At 63.1% G+C, this 19,597-nt stretch carries 20 protein-coding genes; 7 read left to right on the top strand and 13 right to left on the bottom strand.

Annotated features, from left to right (window positions below; all coding sequences use genetic code 11):
- Positions 1-112: 112 nt before the first annotated feature.
- Positions 113-2,170, top strand: a complete 2,058-nt coding sequence (gene uvrB / locus D8Y22_RS03170) for an excinuclease ABC subunit UvrB (protein ID WP_141463266.1) — start codon at positions 113-115, stop codon at positions 2,168-2,170.
- Between the two features lie 135 nt (positions 2,171-2,305).
- Positions 2,306-3,673 carry an aspartate aminotransferase family protein gene (locus tag D8Y22_RS03175; RefSeq protein ID WP_174811737.1) on the top strand — a complete coding sequence of 456 codons (1,368 nt, stop codon included), beginning with the start codon at positions 2,306-2,308 and terminating at the stop codon, positions 3,671-3,673.
- Between the two features lie 114 nt (positions 3,674-3,787).
- Here D8Y22_RS03175 and D8Y22_RS03180 read toward each other — a convergent pair whose 3' ends face one another.
- From D8Y22_RS03180 to D8Y22_RS03195, 4 genes are all read right to left on the bottom strand, one after another.
- A complete protein-coding gene (locus D8Y22_RS03180) occupies positions 3,788-4,270 on the bottom strand; it encodes a GNAT family N-acetyltransferase (protein WP_141463268.1) in 483 nt (160 codons plus the stop codon).
- 155 nt (positions 4,271-4,425) lie between these two features.
- Positions 4,426-4,929, bottom strand: coding sequence for a GNAT family N-acetyltransferase (locus D8Y22_RS03185; RefSeq protein ID WP_141463269.1), 504 nt, complete (start codon positions 4,927-4,929; stop codon positions 4,426-4,428).
- Positions 4,930-4,992: 63 nt separating this feature from the next.
- Positions 4,993-5,367: a DUF7344 domain-containing protein gene (locus tag D8Y22_RS03190; RefSeq protein ID WP_141463270.1), complete on the bottom strand. Its 375-nt coding sequence runs from the start codon at positions 5,365-5,367 to the stop codon at positions 4,993-4,995.
- A gap of 205 nt (positions 5,368-5,572) precedes the next feature.
- Entirely contained in the window at positions 5,573-5,863 is a 291-nt protein-coding gene (locus D8Y22_RS03195) for a transcriptional regulator (protein WP_141463271.1), read from the bottom strand.
- 128 nt (positions 5,864-5,991) lie between these two features.
- Here D8Y22_RS03195 and D8Y22_RS03200 point away from each other — a divergent pair, with 128 nt between their 5' ends.
- Complete coding sequence (locus D8Y22_RS03200) at positions 5,992-6,963, top strand: sugar phosphate nucleotidyltransferase (protein WP_141463272.1); 972 nt, start codon at positions 5,992-5,994, stop codon at positions 6,961-6,963.
- Positions 6,964-7,067: 104 nt separating this feature from the next.
- Here the strand turns inward: D8Y22_RS03200 and D8Y22_RS03205 are convergent, their stop codons facing one another.
- The 4 genes from D8Y22_RS03205 to D8Y22_RS22200 form a co-directional block, all read right to left on the bottom strand.
- Entirely contained in the window at positions 7,068-7,280 is a 213-nt protein-coding gene (locus D8Y22_RS03205) for a hypothetical protein (protein ID WP_141463273.1), read from the bottom strand.
- A 202-nt stretch (positions 7,281-7,482) separates the two neighbouring features.
- A complete protein-coding gene (locus D8Y22_RS03210; RefSeq protein WP_141463274.1) occupies positions 7,483-8,616 on the bottom strand; it encodes an NAD(P)/FAD-dependent oxidoreductase in 1,134 nt (377 codons plus the stop codon).
- 63 nt (positions 8,617-8,679) lie between these two features.
- Positions 8,680-9,663, bottom strand: a complete 984-nt coding sequence (gene mvaD, locus D8Y22_RS03215; RefSeq protein ID WP_141463275.1) for a phosphomevalonate decarboxylase MvaD — start codon at positions 9,661-9,663, stop codon at positions 8,680-8,682.
- Between the two features lie 201 nt (positions 9,664-9,864).
- A complete protein-coding gene (locus D8Y22_RS22200; protein ID WP_174811738.1) occupies positions 9,865-10,038 on the bottom strand; it encodes a hypothetical protein in 174 nt (57 codons plus the stop codon).
- Positions 10,039-10,322: 284 nt separating this feature from the next.
- On the opposite strand from D8Y22_RS22200, the gene D8Y22_RS03220 reads away from it, so the two are divergent.
- Both D8Y22_RS03220 and D8Y22_RS03225 read left to right on the top strand, forming a co-directional pair.
- The gene (locus D8Y22_RS03220) at positions 10,323-10,676 is read left to right on the top strand and encodes a DUF555 domain-containing protein (protein ID WP_141463276.1); all 354 of its coding nucleotides are present in this window, start codon (positions 10,323-10,325) and stop codon (positions 10,674-10,676) included.
- 55 nt (positions 10,677-10,731) lie between these two features.
- Entirely contained in the window at positions 10,732-11,271 is a 540-nt protein-coding gene (locus D8Y22_RS03225; protein ID WP_141463277.1) for a CBS domain-containing protein, read from the top strand.
- Positions 11,272-11,433: 162 nt separating this feature from the next.
- On the opposite strand, the gene D8Y22_RS03230 is transcribed toward D8Y22_RS03225, so the two are convergent.
- From D8Y22_RS03230 to D8Y22_RS03250, 5 genes are read right to left on the bottom strand one after another with little or no spacing between them, the layout of a single operon-like run.
- A complete protein-coding gene (locus D8Y22_RS03230; RefSeq protein ID WP_141463278.1) occupies positions 11,434-12,222 on the bottom strand; it encodes an ABC transporter ATP-binding protein in 789 nt (262 codons plus the stop codon).
- Positions 12,222-13,001, bottom strand: coding sequence for an ABC transporter ATP-binding protein (locus tag D8Y22_RS03235; RefSeq protein WP_141463279.1), 780 nt, complete (start codon positions 12,999-13,001; stop codon positions 12,222-12,224). Before D8Y22_RS03235 ends, D8Y22_RS03230 begins: the two co-directional genes overlap by 1 nt.
- Positions 13,001-14,101 (bottom strand): ABC transporter permease subunit, encoded by a 1,101-nt coding sequence (locus D8Y22_RS03240; RefSeq protein ID WP_141463280.1) that lies wholly within the window; start codon positions 14,099-14,101, stop codon positions 13,001-13,003. The genes D8Y22_RS03235 and D8Y22_RS03240 overlap by 1 nt, the downstream gene beginning before the upstream one ends.
- On the bottom strand, positions 14,098-14,988 hold the full coding sequence (gene urtB / locus D8Y22_RS03245) for an urea ABC transporter, permease protein UrtB (RefSeq protein WP_141463281.1): 891 nt from the start codon (positions 14,986-14,988) through the stop codon (positions 14,098-14,100). Before urtB ends, D8Y22_RS03240 begins: the two co-directional genes overlap by 4 nt.
- 1 nt (position 14,989) lies before the next feature.
- The gene (locus D8Y22_RS03250) at positions 14,990-16,261 is read right to left on the bottom strand and encodes an urea ABC transporter substrate-binding protein (RefSeq protein WP_141463282.1); all 1,272 of its coding nucleotides are present in this window, start codon (positions 16,259-16,261) and stop codon (positions 14,990-14,992) included.
- 622 nt (positions 16,262-16,883) lie between these two features.
- Between D8Y22_RS03250 and D8Y22_RS03255 the strand changes: the two genes are divergently transcribed.
- A complete protein-coding gene (locus D8Y22_RS03255; protein ID WP_141463283.1) occupies positions 16,884-18,413 on the top strand; it encodes a metal ABC transporter solute-binding protein, Zn/Mn family in 1,530 nt (509 codons plus the stop codon).
- A gap of 52 nt (positions 18,414-18,465) precedes the next feature.
- Positions 18,466-19,449 (top strand): metal ABC transporter permease, encoded by a 984-nt coding sequence (locus D8Y22_RS03260; RefSeq protein ID WP_141463284.1) that lies wholly within the window; start codon positions 18,466-18,468, stop codon positions 19,447-19,449.
- The last annotated feature ends 148 nt before the right edge of the window (positions 19,450-19,597 follow it).

Raw genomic sequence — 19,597 nt, forward strand, 5'->3', positions numbered from 1 at the left:
CGCACCCGCGAGTCGTCCTACGGTCGCGCCGGGACCGATGGACAGCACCCCGTTCGACGGGCCGTCCCCAAGCGTGTCGGTCAAGTGCTTGCAGTTCCTCACCGATGGTACTGTGAGCGATACGCGAGGCCCCCTTCAACCGGACCGTCCCGACGTCGATCGACCGTTCGCGGTCGACGCGCCCTTCGATCCCGCGGGCGACCAGCCCGAGGCGATCGAGCAATTGGCCGACGGGTTCGTGTCGGGTGCGGACAAACAGACGCTGCTGGGCGTGACGGGGTCGGGCAAGACCAACACCGTCTCCTGGACGATCGAGGAAATCCAGAAGCCGACGCTGGTGATCGCCCACAACAAGACCCTCGCGGCCCAACTCTACGAGGAGTTTCGCAACCTCTTTCCCGACAACGCCGTCGAGTACTTCGTCTCCTACTACGACTACTACCAACCCGAGGCCTACGTCGAACAGACCGACACCTACATCGACAAGGACGCCTCGATCAACGACGAGATCGATCGCCTGCGCCACTCCGCGACGCGCTCGCTGCTGACTCGCGAGGATGTCATCGTCGTCGCCTCGGTCTCTGCGATCTACGGCCTCGGTGACCCGCGTAACTACGTCGACATGTCGCTGCGACTCGAGGTCGGCGAGGAGGTCGGTCGCGACGAGTTACTCGCCCAGCTGGTCGACCTGAACTACGAGCGCAACGATGTCGACTTCACGCAGGGCACCTTCCGCGTGCGCGGTGACACGATCGAGATCTACCCGATGTACGGCCGCTACGCCGTCCGCGTCGAACTCTGGGGCGACGAGATCGATCGCATGGTCAAAGTCGATCCGCTCGAGGGGACGACCCAAGGCGAGCAGCAGGCGGTTCTCGTCCACCCCGCAGAGCACTACTCGATTCCCGAGACGAAACTCGAGCGTGCGATGGACGAGATTCGCGACGACCTCGACAGCCGGATCTCGTACTTCGAGCGGGCGGGCGACATGATCGCCGCCCAGCGCATCGAGGAGCGCACGACGTTCGACCTCGAGATGATGGCCGAGACGGGCTACTGTTCGGGGATCGAGAACTACTCCGTCTACCTTTCGGATCGCGAGTCCGGCGAGGCGCCCTACACCCTGCTGGATTACTTCCCCGAGGACTTTCTCACCGTCGTCGACGAGTCCCACCAGACGCTGCCCCAGATCAAGGGCCAGTACGAGGGCGACAAATCGCGCAAGGACTCGCTGGTCGAGAACGGCTTTCGGCTGCCGACGGCCTACGACAACCGGCCGCTGACCTTCGAGGAGTTCGAGGCAAAGACCGACCAGACGCTGTACGTATCCGCGACCCCAGCAGACTACGAACGCGAGGAAAGCGACCGGATCGTCGAACAGATCGTTCGCCCGACCCACCTCGTCGACCCCGAGGTCGACGTCTCGCCGGCGACCGGCCAGATCGACGATCTGATGGATCGGATCGACGCTCGTATCGGGCGCGACGAGCGCACGCTCGTGACGACGCTGACGAAACGGATGGCCGAAGACCTCACGGAGTATCTCGAGGAGGCTGGCGTCGACGTCGCCTATATGCACGACGAGACCGATACCTTAGAGCGCCACGAGATCATCCGCTCGCTGCGACTAGGCGAGATCGACGTCCTGGTCGGGATCAACCTCCTGCGAGAGGGGTTGGACATCCCCGAGGTTTCGCTCGTGGCGATCCTCGACGCCGACCAGGAGGGATTCCTCCGGAGCGAAACGACGCTCGTCCAGACGATGGGACGGGCGGCCCGCAACGTCAACGGCGAGGTCGTCCTCTACGCCGACGACCCCTCGAACGCCATGGAGTCGGCCATCGAGGAGACCCAGCGCCGCCGGCGTATCCAGCAGGCCTACAACGAGGAACACGGCTTCGAGCCGACGACCATCGAGAAGGCGGTCGGCGAGATGAACCTCCCCGGCTCCAAAACCGACACCAGCGAGGTCTCCGGCCGCGATCTCGAGGACGAAGAGGAGGCCGCTCGCTACCTCGAGGAACTCGAGGATCGGATGCAGGAAGCGGCGAACAACCTCGAGTTCGAACTCGCGGCGGACATCCGCGATCGGATCCGCGAGCTGCGCGAGGAGTTCGACCTCGCAGGCGACGAGGACGAGGGGGTCGCGCCGCCGGCAGAAGAGTTCTGAGCGCCGTCACGCGTCGCTCGACCGTCGATTCTGAGCGCCGTCACGCATCACTTTACCGCCGAGACTGGGCTGTCGTAGCTGGACGTATCGCTGCGGTGAGGTGGGATTATGAGGGAGCATCGCAATGCTGGAGGTATGACAGACGATACCGATGGCCGATCGCACGTGGAGCGCTACCGCGACCGAACGGAAACGTCCAGGCGACACCACGAGACGGCGCTCGAGTACCTCCCCGGCGGGAACACGCGGGAGGCTCTTCACTACTCGCCGTATCCGGCGTACCTCGAGGACGGCGACGGGGCCGTCGTCACCGACGTCGACGGCAACGAGTACCTCGATTTTCTCAACAACTACACGTCGCTGATCCACGGCCACGCGCCGACGGGGATCGTCGAGGCCGCGACCGACGCGGTTCGACGGGGGAGCGCTCCGGGTGGACCGACCACCGACGAAATCGAGTTGGCACGCCACCTCGTCGACCGAGCGCCGGCGCTCGAGCTGATTCGGTTCACCAACTCGGGGACGGAGGCGACGATGAACGCCATCCGGGCGGCTCGAGCCTATACGGGCAACGACATCGTCGCCAAGTTCGAAGGCGCCTACCACGGCACCCACGACGACGCGCAGGTGAGCATCCATCCGCCGGCGCACCTCTCGGGCCCTGCCGACGACCCGACGAGCGTTCCCGACTCGGCCGGTGTCCCCGACTCCAAGCGCGAGGAGGTACTGTCGCTCCCGTTCAACGACGCCGACGCGACCGTCGAGAAACTCGAACGCCACCGCGACGAGCTGGCCTGTGTCCTGCTCGCACCGTACATGGGGTCTGCCGTCGTCCCGCCAGAGCCGGACTTCCTCGAGACACTCGCCGACTGGACCGATCGCACGGACGTCCCGTTGATATTCGACGAAGTGATCTCGTTGCGGGTCGCCTACGGCGGTGCTCACGCGACACTGGACGTCGAACCGGACCTGATCACGTATGGAAAAATCGTCGGCGGCGGGTTTCCGGTGGGTGCCTTCGGCGGTCGCGAGGAGTTACTGGACCCGTACGACCCGCGTGGCGGCGCCAGCGTCGTCCACTCCGGCACGTTCAACGCGAACCCGGTCACCGCGTCGGCGGGCCTGGCCGCGCTCGAGGCGTTCGACGAAGCCGCCGTCGAGCGACTCGACGGGCTAGCGGACACCCTTGCGAGTGCGAGTCGTGACGTGATCGCCGATCGCGGACTGTCGATCCAGTTCAATCGTGCCGGGTCGCTGTTCACCCTCTATCTGTCGCCAGATCCCGTTCGGACCTATCGGGACAAGCCCCACCGAAAAGCGCTCGAACGGCGGCTGTTCCACGAACTGCAGTCCGAAGGGGTTCGACTCGCACCGAAGCTCATGGGCTGTCTCTCGACGCCGATGGACGAGGCCGAGGTCGACCAGTTCGTCGCGGCGCTCGATACGGCGCTCGGTCGGCTGGCCCCGACGATTGCCGCACGGGCACCGGAGATGGTCGACTAGTGACATCCTACGCCTGCAATGCGGGTCGAATCCGGTGTGTGGGTCGATTCGACTGATGAGCAGAACCCGGTGCGGTCGTTCGGTTCTGCTCATCAGTCGACGCTTGGAACGGTACTAGAGCTCGAGCGTGTAGACCGCCTCCGTATACTCCTCGTCGCCGAGTTCGACCGTCGCCTCGTCGGTCCGTTCGAACCCCTGGCCCTCGTAGAACTCGCGGCTCGCCTCGTTCGACTCGAGGTCGATCGCGCGCATTCGGTTCATGTTGAAGTCCTCCAAGTCCTCGCGCAGACGCTCGTGGAGGGCAGTTCCGATTCCCTCGTCCTGGTGGTCGGGGTGGACGTACATTCGAAGAATGTCGCCTTCGTCGTCGTGGACGACGCCGTGAGCGAAACCGACGACCTCGTCGTCGCGTTCGGCGACGAGGACGGCGGTACCGGGTTGCTCGAGGACGCTCTCGAAGGACTCGTCGCCGTACCAGTCGTCGATGGTCGCATCGATCGTCTCGCCCTCGATGTCGTCGTATGTGTCGTGCCAGGCCGCTCGGGCGACTGTTCGGATCGCCTCGCGGTCGTCGGGCGTGGCTGGTCGGAGTCCCATACGCGCGCTACGTGTTCGAGTGACAAAGACGTACTACCTTCCCGTGTCGGCCCTCGGCGTCCGATTCGTCGTATCGTACGGACCATTGGCAATCGCAACCGATGCAACCGCGACTGTCCTGCGGTTGTATCGGTAAATAGTTACAGCAATCCGTCTCAGAGCTCGGTCGCGTACACCGCTTCGTCGTAGTGTTCGCCTTCGATTTCGACCTCCCCGGTGTCGGTTTGTTCGAATCCCATGCTCTCGTAGAACCGGCGGCTCACGTCGTTGAACGCGAAGTCGAAGGCACGAACTCCTTCGACATCGTGGGCCTCGAGTTCCACGAGCAAGCGCTCGTGAAGCGTGGTTCCGATACCCTGGCCCTGGGCCGCCGGTACGACGTACATCCGCAGGATATCGGCGGTCTCGCCCTGGGCGACAGCATGGGTAAAGCCGACGATGTCGTTCGTGCCTGCCGTCTCGTCGGCCAGGTCGCTCTCTTCGACGACGAGGACGACCGTTCCCGGTGCCTCGAGTGGCATCGTGTCGTCGGTGTACCAGGCGTCGACGGTGCGATCGATCAGCGCCTCGTCGAGTTCGTCGTAGGTGTCGTGCCAGGCCTCGCGTGCGACGGCTTTGATCGCTGCGAAGTCGTCGCCTGTCGCCGGTCGAATGTTCATGGTTGTAGTTGATAGAACGAGCATAAAGTGACTTCGGCACCGATATCGACTGCCACCGACCGTTCAGCGCTCGTCGGACGGAATCGCGGCGGGGGCGACCAGATCACGTTCCTGTTCGTACTCGAGCAAATCGGCGTCGACCAGCCGCGGGAGGTGATCGTGATAGAGCGAAATATAGACGTTCGCGACCAGCTCGGCCGACAGCTCCGGAACGGGACGACCAGTCTCTCGGACGGCGACCTCCTCGGCGGCGTCGGCGAGGGTAAGCGATTCGTTGTAAGTTCGTATGACCTCGAGGAGGCGTCGACGCCGGCTGTTGGCGAGCAACTCGAGTGCCTCGTCGACCGAATCCGTCGCAGCCTCGTGACCGTCGAGCCAGTCGAGAATTGCCGAGACGAACTCGGTACGGTCGAACTCGGAGTGTGATTTACTAGTCATCTGTATGTCGTCGGTTGGCTTCGAGTGGCAGCAACTGTCGACGTGAGAGACGAGTTGTGTCAAGTATCGATTGGTCGCCGACAGCTGCTCGCCCGCGGCTTCTACCGAATTCTCTCCTGCACAGTAAATATGCGTGTCGAAACGACCTCGATTCGTTCCGCGCTACCAGAGTGTAACGAAAAGCTGAGTCTCCGGTCCTCACCGATCACTCGACGGTGTAGGTGGGCTCGTCGACCGATTCGCTCTTGCAGTCCGGACAGCGCGACGGGAGGTTGACCAAATCGTCGAAGTCCTCGAAGCCGCAGTCGCGACACGTCGGGGGTGCGACGAGCAGTTGTTCGTCGGTTCCCTCGAGCGAGCGAGCGACGTGGTCGACGTGGTCGACCACCGCGTGTGGCGTTACGTCGAGGCGGGCCGCGAGTTCGCTCGGCGTTCCTGCCTGCTCGCGCAACGTGGCGGCGAGTCGCTGGCGGGTGGTTTCGTCGGCCTCTCGCATAGATCTGGCAACGCGATTCGTTGCCTTACCCTTTCGCATTCGGTGTTGTCGGTGGGTTCGAGTGGGATCAAAAAGCGGCGTTCGGTGAAAGGGTAACTGACTTACATCACGGCGCTGAAGCTGAAATTATGAAAGCCGTCGTCCTTGCTGGCGGATACGCGACCCGGCTGTGGCCGATTACGAAACACCGGCCGAAGATGTTCCTCCCGATCGGTGACTCGACGGTTATCGATCACATCTTTCGCGAGCTCGAGGCAGACGACCGGATCGACGAGGTCTACGTGAGCACGAACGAGCGCTTCGCACCCGAGTTCGAGGCCCACCTCGCCGACAGCGAGTTCGACAAACCACAGCTTTCGATCGAGGAAACGAGCGAAGAAGCAGACAAGTTCGGCGTCGTGGGCGCGCTCGCGCAGCTGATCGATCGCGAGGGCGTCGACGACGACTTGCTCGTGATCGCCGGCGACAACCTCATCAGTTTCGACGTTTCGACCTTTCTCGACTACTTTCAGGAGCGTGACGCCCCGACGCTTGCTGCCTACGACGTTGGCTCTCTCGAGAAGGCAAAGTCCTACGGCCTCGTCGAACTCGAGGACGACCGCGTCGTCGACTTTCAGGAGAAACCCGACGACCCCAACTCGACGCTGGTCTCGATCGCCTGTTATGCCTTCCCCGGCGAGTCGCTCTCGCTGTTGCCGACCTATCTCGAGGAGGGAAACAACCCCGACGAACCCGGCTGGTTCGTCCAGTGGCTCCAGGATCGTGAGCCGACCTACGCCTACACGTTCGAAGGTGCCTGGTTCGACATCGGCACTCCCGAGAGCTATCTCGACGCCGTCGCCTGGCATCTGGGCGGCGACTCCCTGATCGACGACTCCGCAACCCTCGAGAACACGACCATCGGCGACAACGTCCACGTTATGGCCGACGTCAGCCTCGAGGACACCACCCTCGATCACGCGGTCGTCTTCCCGGACGCGACGGTCCGCAACGGCGACATCCGCCGCTCGATCATCGACGAGGGAACCCGCCTCGAGGACCTCGATCTCGCGGGCGCACTCATCGGCGCCCACACGACGATCACGAACGGCTCCCCGTAGCGTCGCGAACCACGCTCGTCACTCATACGGATTGCTGTAACGATTTACCGGCGAAACCGCAGACGGGTCGCGGTTTCGGCGGTAACGACTTACAGTAAACCGTATCAGTCGGCGGTCGTTCGTTGCGTTACAGATTCCTGGAGGATGGCGACGAGTTCGAGGTATCCAAGCGTCGCAAGGGCGACGACCGCGAGGACGAGAACGAACGGAACGAGGATTTGCATGCGCTCGCGGAGCTGAACGCACGTTCGACCGCCTACCGGCCGGACCAGTCGAAGCATCGTCACCAGGATCGGTATCGCGATCCGTATCGACATCGTCATCGTGTCCTTGGCCGCGTGGTTGTCCGTCGCTGCTTGCGGGGCTGTCGGTCGCGATCACGAGCGGACGCTTCGAGTACCATACCGACGACGGCCACCCCGTCGCACTTGAAACTCAGTCAGACAATCGATAGTTGAAACTCCGTCAGACGGCCGTCTGACGGCCGTTAGACGACTTTTCGAAGGGAGAACGAGCGAGCTACCGCCACCGCGAGGAGAGTACTCGAGCCAGTTCCCGCGGACCGTCGACGGAGCCGATCGACGAACGATAGCCGACGCCGACGGTCCGTTTCAGGAGTTTCGCTGGCTTTCCCGTCACGACGGACGACCCGACCTGCGCGACGGCGTCGTCGCCGACGCTGACGACCCAGCCGGGCGACTCGAAGGAAACGGACTCGAGTGCTGGCTCGGCTGTGTCGTCGCTGTCAGCCTCGACAACGGCAGCAACGTTTTCGGCGGCCGTCCGCGCCTCGCGGACGGCAGCCTGTGCGCTCGCGGGCACCGGTTCGTCGTCGGCGTCGACGACTCGAGCGGCGTCGCCGACGACGAACGTCCGGTCGTCGAGTCGGAGATCGGCCGGAACCGTCACGCGCTCGCCGTCGACGGCGCCGGCGCCGCGGATGCCGCCGGTCCAGACGAACAGGTCGGCCGGGAGTTCGGCGCCCGACTCGAGGACGATTCGGTCGTCGTCGGCATCGCTGACGGTTGCGTCGGTCCGAATTTCGACGCCCTGAGACTCGAGCGTGGTCGCGACTGCCCGCTGGAACGACTCGGAAAACTGTGGTGCGACGGCGTCGAACTGTTCGACGATCGTCACCGTCGCATCGCTGTTGTACTCCCGTGCGAGCGCGGCCAGTTCGCCGGCGACTTGTACCCCCGAAAGACCTGCGCCACCGACGACGATCCGCGGATCGCCAACGGCGAACAGTTCGCGTGCCCGCGAGCGAATGCGGGTCGCGTGCGAGAGTCGTTTCAACGGAAGTGCGTGTTCGCGGACGCCCTCGAGGCCGTAGTAGGCCGTCCGGGCGCCGAGACAGATCGCAGCGATGTCGTAAGACAGGGTTCCGTCCGAGAGCTCGACGACCCGTTCGTCGCGGTCGATCGATTCGACGCGGGCCACGCGGACGGTCGCCCGCTCGAGGACGGCCGGTAGCGAGACGGTGATCGCCGACGCGAATTCCGGCCGGCGAATAATTCGATGGAGTTCGTGCTGGACGAGGTGGTCGGGAGAATCGTTGACGAGCGTGATGTCGGCAGCCGACGGCAGCGTCTCCTCGAGCAATCGCGTCAGGGTCAGGCCGGCGTATCCGCCACCGAGGACGACGACGTGCATGACGTGGGGTACGGCCTCGAGCTGTATAGCGGTTGATGTCGGTCCACGCCTCGAGCAGCGCGGTTAGAACAGGTGGTCGTCGTCCTCGAGCAATCGAGCGGGGCCGCCGACCTCCCAGGTGGTCGTCGAGACGCCGCAGTCGGCGATCTCTTCTTCGACGTACTCGGCGTGTTCGTCGGTGGTGTTGACGTAGACGCTGGCGCCGGTGTCGGTCGAGAAGTAGACGGGGATGTCCTCTTGCTCGCGCAGTTTGCGGACGCGGTTGAAGATCGCGAGCGTGGCCGGCTGCCAGTAGACCCAGCCTTCGGGGCCGGTCATCGTCGTCGCGGCGAGCGAGAGCGAGTCGTGCTCGGCGAGTTCGAAGACGCCCTCGAAGTCGTTGTTGCGCAGCGAATCGCGCATCTCGGCGATCTGGCCGTGAATGTGGGCGTTTCGGGCCTGGAACATGTGGCTGTCAGCGGCCTCCTCGTGGGCGTCTTCGGTCTCCTTGTGATACGGCACCAGGCCGACGATGATCTTGAGATTCTCGTGGAGGTCGGTCGGGATCCGCTCGGAGCGACAATCCTCGTCGTTCAGTCCGGTGTTGAGCTGGGAGAACGCACCCGTCACCGCGCGGGCGGCCGATGAGGAGCCGACTCGCGCGATAGTCGAGATCTCGGGCAGCGAACAGTCGAGGTCCGCGGCCTCGGCGAGTGCCATCGCCGCCGCAGCGAAGCCCGACGACGAGGAGCCGAGTCCGACGTTCGAGGGGAAGCTGTTCTCGCTCTCGAGGCGAACCGGGTACACTGTGTGTGCGGCGTCGGATTTGGAGCGAGCTTTCTCGACGACGGCTTCGACCCGTTCGTGGGCCCGTCCCTCGAGTTCTTCGCCGTCGACGACGAAGGTGTCCTCGTCGTAGTCCATCGAGAACTCGACGGTCGTGCGGGTGTGACTCGGGGCCGTACAGAGGCTGATGCTGTCGTGGTAGGGCAGGCGCTCGATCTCGTCGCGCATCCCGTGATACTTGACCAGCCCCTGGATTGGGTGGGCCATCGCGGTTGCTTTCATACCCTCACACGGACGTGACGATCGCTTAAAGCTCACGGCATCTCGCCGACATCGCGTCGGCCGGACGACTCAACGTGGACACGCAGGACGTGACACGGTCGGACAGAACTCGTGTGGTTCGTGGTGACGCATCACGTGCGGTTCGTGGTGATCCATCTCGAGTGGAGGCGGCTGTGTTCGAGTGGTGGCAGAAACTGGTACTTAGAGGGAGTGACTTGCCTCGTAGGCGTCCTCGACGTTCTCGAGGAGTTGGTGGATCGGGAGGGTGATCCCGGCCTGGCGGGCAGTGATTGCGAGTGGCATCGCGACGATTCCGATCACGATGCACAGTTGGTACAGTGCGAACAGCGTCGCGCGGTACACGCGGGTTATCATCGGCGTTCACCCGTCCCCAGACGGAGGTGGTATATAAGCTTTCTTGAAACTCGCAATCTATACCGATCGATCACTCGCAACCGGGTCGACGCCCGCATGCGATTCAAGCTGACTGGCACAGCGTCCAACTAAAGGTGTGCTCGAGCCGACATCGGTGTATCCAGGCCCCAATCGATAGGGGGAATTCTCGTAACTTATGTGGATTATCGAATTGACGTGCGCGGCGTGGCCAACAGCCGCAGCCGAACCGCAAGACAGGAAACCCCCCGGCACGACCACGTCGTATGAGCAATTATCTCGTCGCGATGGAGGCTGCGTGGTTGGTTCGTGACGTCGAAGAGATCGACGATGCGATCGGCGTCGCGGTCAGCGAAGCTGGGAAGCGACTCAACAACGAAAACATGGACTACGTCGAGGTCGAAGTCGGCGCGACGGGTTGTCCCGCCTGCGGCGAGCCGTTCGACTCTGCGTTCATTGCCGCCGATACCGCACTCGTCGGCCTCGGTCTCGAGATGGAAGTCTTCAACGCCGACAGCGAGGAACACGCCTCCCGGATCGCCAAAAGCGAGGTCGGCGGTGCGCTGCGTGACGTCCCGCTGTCGGTCGCCGACATCGTCGAAACCGAGGAAGACGAGTAGCCACCGACCGCTCGAGTCGCAAACTACTTTTGATAACCCGTAGTTATTGGCTCGTATGGAACTCCCGACACCCGAAGACCTGCGCCAGCGCCGGACCGATCTCGGGTTGACCCAGAGCGAACTCGCCGAGACGGCCGAGGTGTCCCAGCCGCTGATCGCCCGCATCGAGGGCGGTGATGTCGATCCGCGGCTCTCGACGCTTCGGCGAATCGTCAACGCCTTAGAGAAAGCCGAAAGCGATGTCGTCCGGGCCGATGATCTGATGAACGAAGCGGTCGTCAGCGTCGCGCCGGAGGAGCCGGTCAGCGAGGCCGCCAAGAGTATGGAAGAAGAGGCCTACTCCCAACTCGCGGTCATCCAGGACGGCATCCCGGTCGGCTCGATCAGCCAGAGCGACCTCGTCCACCTCGACTCCGAATCGCGAGACGAACCGATCGAGCAACACATGAGCGAAAGCTTCCCAACGGTCTCGAAAGACGCGACCTTGGACGAGATCAGCAACCTGCTCGAGCACTACAAAGCCGTCATGATCACCGAAGCCGGCGAAACCGTCGGCATCATCACTGAAGCCGACATCGCTGCACGGCTTTCCTGAGACGGATTGCTGTACCGATGTGCCGGCCCAACCGCCACCGGGCTCGCGGTTGCACCGGACACGACGTACGGTAAACCGTAGAAGACAGTCGGCGGCCCAAGGGGTGGATGTTCGTCCGCGTCGGTCGCTCGAAAATAGACTGTATGCTCGAGTACGCGCCGTTCAGACCGCGAGATACTCGGTGACGGCCTCGCGTTCCTGCATTCGGTCCGGCCCGAGTTCGTCGACGATCGTTCCCTTGTCGATGGCGTAACAGCGCTCCGCCAGGTGCTGAACGACGTGGAGATTCTGCTCGACGAAGAGGATCGTCGTTCCCAGATCGCGGTTGACCTGCTGGAGGTCCCGCGTGATATCCTGGACGATCGACGGCTGAACACCCTCGGACGGTTCGTCGAGCAGGAGGAGATCGGGGTTGCCGATCAACGCGCGGCCGATCGCGAGCATCTGCTGTTGGCCGCCACTGAGCGTGCCCGCCTCCTGTGAGCGCCGTTCCTCGAGGATCGGGAAGTAATCGTAGACATCTTCGTAGCGGACCTCGTCGTCGTCCTCGTTGATGGACTCGCCCATCTTGAGGTTCTCTCGAACCGTGAGTTCGGGGAAGACATCACGGCCCTGTGGGATGTAGCCCATGCCGCGACGGGCGCGCTCGTCGGCGCTGACCCACGTCCCTGCAGTCGAACCGAGGCCGAGTGCCGTCGCGAGGTGGCCGGTGACGCCGTTGGACGCGTCGTCGGCCGACGCCTCCGTTGCGTCGACGACGACGTCGCCGTCGAAGACGATGCGACCGTCCGAGGCCTCGAGCAGGCCCATGACGGCTTTGACCAGGGTCGTCTTGCCGACACCGTTTTTCCCCATGATACCGACGATCTCGCCGTCGTCGACGGTGATGTCGATGTCTCTGAGAATCGGGGTCTTGCCGTACGATACGCCGAGGGATTCGATCTCGAGCATTATTCTTCCTCACCCAGGTAGATGCGTTTGACCGCGGGGTCGTTTCGAACGTCCTCGATCGATCCCTCCCTGAAGATGGCGCCGTCGTGTAAGACCGTGACCTGATCGGCGATCGTCTCCACGAAGTCGATGTCGTGTTCGATGACGACAAACGCGACGTCGTCTTCGGCGTTGATCGTCCGCAGCAAGTCGGCAACTTCGGCCGTCTCCTCGACGGAGAGTCCGGCGACGGGTTCGTCGAGCAGCATGAGCGTCGGCTCGAGCGTCATCGCCATCGCGATCTCGAGACGCTGTTGCTGGCCGTGGGAGAGGTTCGCCGCCGTCTCGTCGGCGGTTCCCTCGAGGTGGAAGCGCTCGAGGGTTTCTCGTGTTCGTTGCTCGAACGTGTCGGGGTCTGCGATCCGCTGGAGCGGAATGCGCAGATTCTCGCGCACGCTCAGGTCCGGATAGATGCTCGGCACCTGGAACTTCATGCTGATACCGCGTGAAACCCGTTCGTGGGAAGGGAGATGACCGATCTCGTCGCCATCGTAGTAGATCGAGCCCGCCGTGGGTTCGAGGCGGCCGGTCAGGAGTTTGAGGAACGTACTCTTGCCGGCGCCGTTGGGACCGATCAGACAGCGGAGTTCCCCCTCGTCGATCCCGAAGTCGACGTCGTCGGTGGCGGTCAGCCCACCGAACTGTTTGCGAAGGCCTCGCGTCTGCAAGATCGTGTCCGTCTCGACGCCCGTCTCGTCGACGGCCGCCGTCGTCTTGACCGTCGGATCGCTCGTCGCCATCAGTCGCTCACCTCCTCAGTCGGCGCGGGTGAGTCCGAAGCTGGCTCCTGTCTGCGCGTCTGCAGGGCGACGATCAGATCGCGGATTCCCGGCGCGATCCCTTTCGGAATCGCGAGCATGACGATAATGAGCAACGAGCCGACGATGACCAGCGCCCACTCGCCGGTGAGCTGGAGCTCGAGCCACTGGATGGCGATGGCGGCGGCGATCGTTCCGAAGATGGATTCGCGGCCGCCGATGCTGGCCCAGATGACCGGCATCGCGGCGGCCGTGATCGCGAACTCGCTCGGGTCGATGTAGTTGCCCCAGGTAACGAAGAGGACGCCGCTGAGCCCGGCCAGCGCGCCGCCGATCGTGAACGTGACGAACTTGATGAACGTCGTGTTGTAGCCGAACATCTCGGTGCGGGCTTCGTCCTCGCGGGTCGCAACCATCGCATAGCCGAACTGGCTGTTGACCAGCACGCGCAACCCGAGGTAGGTCGCGATCAGCGCGGCCAGTGCAGCGTAGTAGTGCATCGCGCCGTCTAACGTGATCCCGACGTCGCCGACGCCGACGCCGAGGTCGGGGATGCCGACCATGCCGTTGAAGCCGCCGAGTGCGGCCTCGCCGACCGCCCACTCGCTGCCGGCGGTCTGGCCGAGGAAGGTGTGTAAGACCAGCGCGACGACGAGCGTGATGATCGTCACGTAGACGTCCCGGACCCCGCCGTAGAACATGAAGTAGCCAAGCAGGGCGGCAAACAGCGTCGCGACGGCGATACCGGCGACGATACCGAGCGTGACGCCGGTGTACGACGAGAGGTTGATCGCGACGATACCGAACGTGTAACCCGCGACGCCGAAGAAGGCGACCTGGCCGAAGCTGAGGATGCCACAGAAGCCCCAGATGAAACAGAGGCTCACCCCGAGCAGCGCGTAGACGAGAAACACCGAACTCGTCGCGGCGGCGTAGGGTCCGAAGAGGACGGGGTAGATCGCCAACAGCAGAACGGCAACCCCGAAACTCGCCCAGAACCCGTTCGAGTTGCCGATCGTGTTCGGCCCCTCGAACGGGGCGCGAAGCCGCGCCGCGAGCGACGCGGACGAGTCCGAACTCATTGGGCTTCCCTCCGTTTCGCGCGGATGTCTTCGAGCAGTCCGGTGATCCCATCTGGCAGGAACCGGATGGCGAAGATCGCCGCCGTGAGCAAGGCGACCTGGCCGATGAAGGTGCCGCCGACGTAGGTGAAGATCGCGTCGATCGTCCCGAGGAAGCCGCCGGCCAGCGACGTGCCGATCAGCACGGACGGGCCGCCGACGACGACGGCGACGAACGCCTCGACGAGGAAGTTCGCGCCGAGATCGGGCGACATCGTGATCGTCGGCGCGTAGAGCGCGCCGGTTAGCCCGGCCAGTGCGGATCCGATCGCGAACGTCGAGAGATACATTCGATCGGTATCGACACCCATGCTCCGGGCCGTCTCCTCGTCCTGAATGGTCGCCCGCGCCTTGATCCCGAACGTGGTTCGCGTAAAGACGACGTAGAGCGCGGCGAGCGTGAGTATCGCCGCACCCGCAAGCATGATTCGGTACGCCGAGTACGAGTAGACGCCGTAGCTGATGCCGCCAAAGGGCGTCCCGATCTGATCGAGGGAGTTCCCGAAGACGATGCGGGTGAGCTGGATCATCACCAGACTGATGCCGAACGTGACGACCATCGAGTCGAGCAACCGCCCGTAGAGACGGTGGATGATGAGCCGCTCGAGGATGATACCATAGACCGTCGTCGCGATAATCCCGACGAGCATCGCGAGCACGAGAGGGACACCCAGAAGGTTGAACGACAGCGTCGTCGCGTAGGCACCCACGAGGATGAACTCGCCGTGAGCGAGGTTGATGATCCCCATCATCCCGAAGATGATCGCCAGTCCCACGGTCGCGAGCACGATGAACGCGAAGCTATCGAGGAACTGGAACGTGAGGTTCAGCAGTTCGTACAGGGCCATCTTAGATCGCGTCGTAGAACTCCTCGGGTTCGTACTGGGTCTGCTCTGATTCGCTGGTCAGATCACAGCCCACTTCGTGGAGGAAGGATGGTTCGATGTACTGTTCTTCGTCGAAGGTAACCTCGTGGTTCTCGTCAGCGTGGCCGATCCGCATGTGGTGTGTCATGTGGTGGGTCGCCGGATCGAGTTCGATCGTGCCTTCGGGCGCGTCGACCTCGATACCGCTCTCGAGTTCCGCGATGACTTCCTCCTGGTCGAAGGTTCCGGCGCGTTCGACCGCGTCGGCCCACATGTGGACCGAGAAGTAGTTGTTCTGGGCTTCCTGATTCAGGTAGTCTGCATCCGGGAACATCTCGTAGAACGAATCGACGAACTCCTGGCTCGACTCCGTCTCGATCTCCTGCATGTAGTTGACGCCGACGTACATATCCTCGAGGGCCGGCGGTTCGACGCGCAGGTGTTCGTACCCCTGTGCCATCGTCGTCGAGGACGCCATCGGAATGTCGAGTCCGGTATCGGCGCGCTGTTCGTAGAAGTTCGTGTGACTGTCGCCGACGAGCATCGAGGCGATGAAGTCCGGATCCTCGCCCTGGATGTTGTTGATCGTCGATCCGAAGTCGGTCTCGCCCAGCGGAATGTACTCCTCGTCGAGCACCTCTGCGCCGTGTTCCTCGGCGAGAATGCGGACCCAGTCGCCCGAGATCTGTCCGAAGTTGTAGTCCGCGGCGATCGTGTAGATTCGTGGGCCGTACTCCTCGATCATGTAGGGGATAACCGCACCGAGTTGCTGGCGTGCGGTCGCCCCCATCGCGAAGGTCGTCCGGTCACAGACGCCGCCTTCGTACTGGGTCGTGTAAAAGTACAGCTGCTCCTCGTCGTTGATGATCGGGCGAATCGCCTCTCGGGTCGCACTCGAGTAGCCCGCCCAGAGCGCGTCGACGTCCTCGCTGTTGATCGCCTCGCGCGTGAGTTCCTGGTAGCGCTGGTTGTCCGACTGCGGGTCAGGATCGTAGACCTCGATTTCCTCGCCGAGGACCCCGCCGTTCTCGTTGATCTCCTCGACGGCCAGCAGCGACGACTGCCACTTCGAGGTACCGTTGAGCGCGAACTCACCGGAGCGATCCTCGAGAATGCCGATCGTCGGACCGTCGTCGCCGTTCCCGTTTCCGCCGCCGACGACGCCGCCTTCCTCGAGGCAGCCACCGAGTGCTGCAAGTGCACCCGCGGTACCGCCTGCGAGGACGCGTCTGCGGGAGATCGATGGGTAACTCATCAGTTCGAGCCTCCGAATTTGACGGTCGATGAATCTTTGGCTTTGTAACCTATTTCCCCACTATCACTCCATGTGTGTCCGCTCATTGTCTACAACTTGTGGAAAGAGAAGAAGTATAAAAGGTTTACCTCAAATGGCTACTGGTTGTATGTACGTGATCCGGGGTAACTAATCAACAGTAATGGCGTTTCATTCCCTAATATTGTGGACGTTCGTTTCTATTACACGGGATATATAGAGATCGTAAACCTATTTTTGGCGGTTGGACCGACCGACGTTGCCGAGAGTCAATATATCGGCTCGTTGCCGATCTACCGATGTCGGATCTAACTAGAAAACACCGACCACAACCCCATTGGCTGCCCTAATACTTACTTTTGGAAAATGTAACACGCACCTGTCGTTCCGTGATTTCGACGTTCGATACGTTACGCGGCGATTATCGCGCGACATTTTTTGGACAATCACAACTATTCGTCCGCGAGGTTCGCTCCCAGTTCGATCGAGATGCGAAAATCGGGGAACCATATCTGTAATATATACAATTATGTCCGCATTAGAACGCCATATGTAATCGTCGAGGCGAAGGATATATCGGTGCCACCCCAAGAGCAATACACTGATGAGCTATTCGCGGCGTGACGTACTGGTAACGACGGCTGCGCTTTCGGCAGGTAGCCTCGCAGGCTGTCTCGACGGTTTCGGGGGGGACACCGACCAGTGGGCGACCGCGTCGTTCTTTACGCTCGCTGAGTTTACGCGGGCAGTAACCGGTGACACGCGGTCGGTCGACAACGCCGTCCCGTCGGGACAACACGGCCACGGCTGGCAGCCGTCAGCCCATATGCTGCCGACGATCGTCGAATCCGACGTCTTCGTCTACCTCGGTAGCGAGGGGTTCCAACCCTGGGTCGACGACGCCGTCTCCCAGATCGAGCACGATCACGCCGACGACGTCGTCCTCGTCGACGCCCTCGAGGGAATCGAGTTGCTCGAGTACGGCGACGATCACGGCCACGAGCACGAAGACGACGCTCACGACGGCCACGCGAACGGTCCCGACGCGGAATCGGCCCTCGACGTGCGCGCCATCGACCTGCTCGAACCGGCAAGCGGCGAGGTCGTCGTCGACGCACACGGCGACCACTGGCACGGTGTGCCCCTCGAGGTACCGACCGACGATTCTCGTACGCTCGAGGCCGCCGTCGAGACCGCAGACGGCGTCGTCGACGGCAGCGAAGACGCCTACGATCTCACGGTACGGGTCGAAGACGGCTCGTCCGGCCTCGCGGTCGACGGCCACGGTGACCACCTCCACGTCCGCGGGGAAGCCCTCGAGACGGCGACGATCGTCGTCGGACTCGAACGGGATGGCGACCTCGTCTGGGAAGCGCCGCCGCTTGCGGTTCGGGGGCGTGACCGATCCGCTGGCGACGACACCGATTACGGCGATTCCGAGCGGGGTCACGACGACGACCACGGTCACAGCCACGACGGTGGAGGACACGGCCACGGCGACGACGGCCACGACTACGGTCACAGCCACGACGGTCACGGTCACGACCATAGCCACGGCGACGACGGTCACGGTCACGACCACAGCCACGGCGAGTACGACGCGAAGTTCTTCTCGGATCCCGTCCTCGCCCAACGAGGCGTCGAAACTATCCGCGACGCGTTGATCGAGATCGATCCGGGCAACGAGTCGGTCTATGCGGAGAATGCGTCGGCCTATCTCGAGGAGCTACGGACGCTCCACGAGGCGTTCGAGTCGGCGCTTGCCGACCGTGAGCACGATCACGTCGTGCTCGCGGGCCACGACTCGTTCCAGTATCTCGGCGAGCGGTACGGATTCGAGATCCACACGCCGGTCGGCCTCTCGCCGGACGATTCGCCATCGGGACGAGAGATCGCCGCCGCCGTCGAGTTCCTCGAGGAACACGGTATCGAGTACGTGCTCTGGGATTACTTCGACGGCGAGGAGCTGGCCGCCGAACTCGCGGCCGAAGCCGATACCGTGACCGACACGGTGATGGTGTCGCCGGCGGAAAGTGTCGTCGAAGAATGGGTCGAGGACGGCTACGGCGACTACATCGGCCAGATGCGCGAAATCAACCTCCCGGCCTTCGAACGAGCACTGGGCGCGCCGTGACTCGAGTGGGTGTGCCCGGCCGTCGGGAGTCTCCCGGACGTAAGCCACGCCGATGAGACGCTCGTTTCGACTGCCGGTGCGAGCCGCACTCGCAACGACAGCCGTCGCTGTCGCCGTCGTCTTCCTCCCGATCGCGTTTGGGTTGATGCCCGCCCGATTCTTCGAGGCTAGCTGTACGGCGGGCCGAACGATCGGCACCGAGGTAGCCTGTTACCGGTTCATGTGGAACACGATCACGGTCGGCGTCTTCGTCGGGATCGTCGGGCCCACGATCGGCGTGTTTCTCGTCCATCGCGAGATGGCGTTGATCGGCGAGACGCTCGCTCACACCGCGTTCGCGGGCGTCGCCTTCGGGACGCTTCTGTTTGCGGCCTCCGGCTGGGACGCCCGGTTGTTGCTCGTCGCGCTCGCGGCGGCAGTCGTCGGCGCGGTCGGCGTTCAACGACTCGCCCAGCGAACCGGTGCCTACGGCGACGTCCCGATCGCGATTATGCTGACCGGCAGCTTCGCGCTGGGAACGCTGTTTATCGACGTCGGTGGGGGGTTCGCGTTCGTCGACATCAACAGCTACCTGTTCGGGAACATCTCGGTTACCGACGAGCACAGCGTCACCGTGATGGCGCTGTTGAGCCTCGTCGTCGTCGGCGTCGTCGCGGCGACGTACAACCAGCTGCTGTTTATTACGTTCGACGAACGCGCCGCGCGGGTCGCGAGCATCCCCGTCTCGACGTACAACACCGTGTTGATCGTGCTCACGCCGCTGGTCGTCGTCGGCGCGATGCAGATTCTCGGCGTGATCCTCGTTGCCGCCATGCTCGTCGTTCCGGTCGCTGCCGCCTCGCTCGTCGCCGACAGTTTCCGCGAGACGTTGTATACGTCGATCGTCGTCGGCGAACTCGCCGTCCTCGCAGGCATCGCCACCTCGTGGCTGTTCGGTCTCAGACCCGGTGCAACGATCGTCGTGATCGCGATCGCATGCTATCTCGTGGCGGTCGTTCGCACCGACCGAAGTCACTCTACGGCGACACGTCGGTGATCCAACGCCGCCACCGATCACCGCCGGAATGTGGCCGACTCGAGTTGGATGTGTGGTTTGTCCAATCTCAATACGCCATCTCACGTCATTATATCATGGCAAAGAATAATTTGGCGCAAATAACAGTATTTGACCAATTGGTGTGCAA

This window comes from Salinadaptatus halalkaliphilus (assembly GCF_006543045.1).
Lineage (GTDB): Archaea > Halobacteriota > Halobacteria > Halobacteriales > Natrialbaceae > Salinadaptatus > Salinadaptatus halalkaliphilus.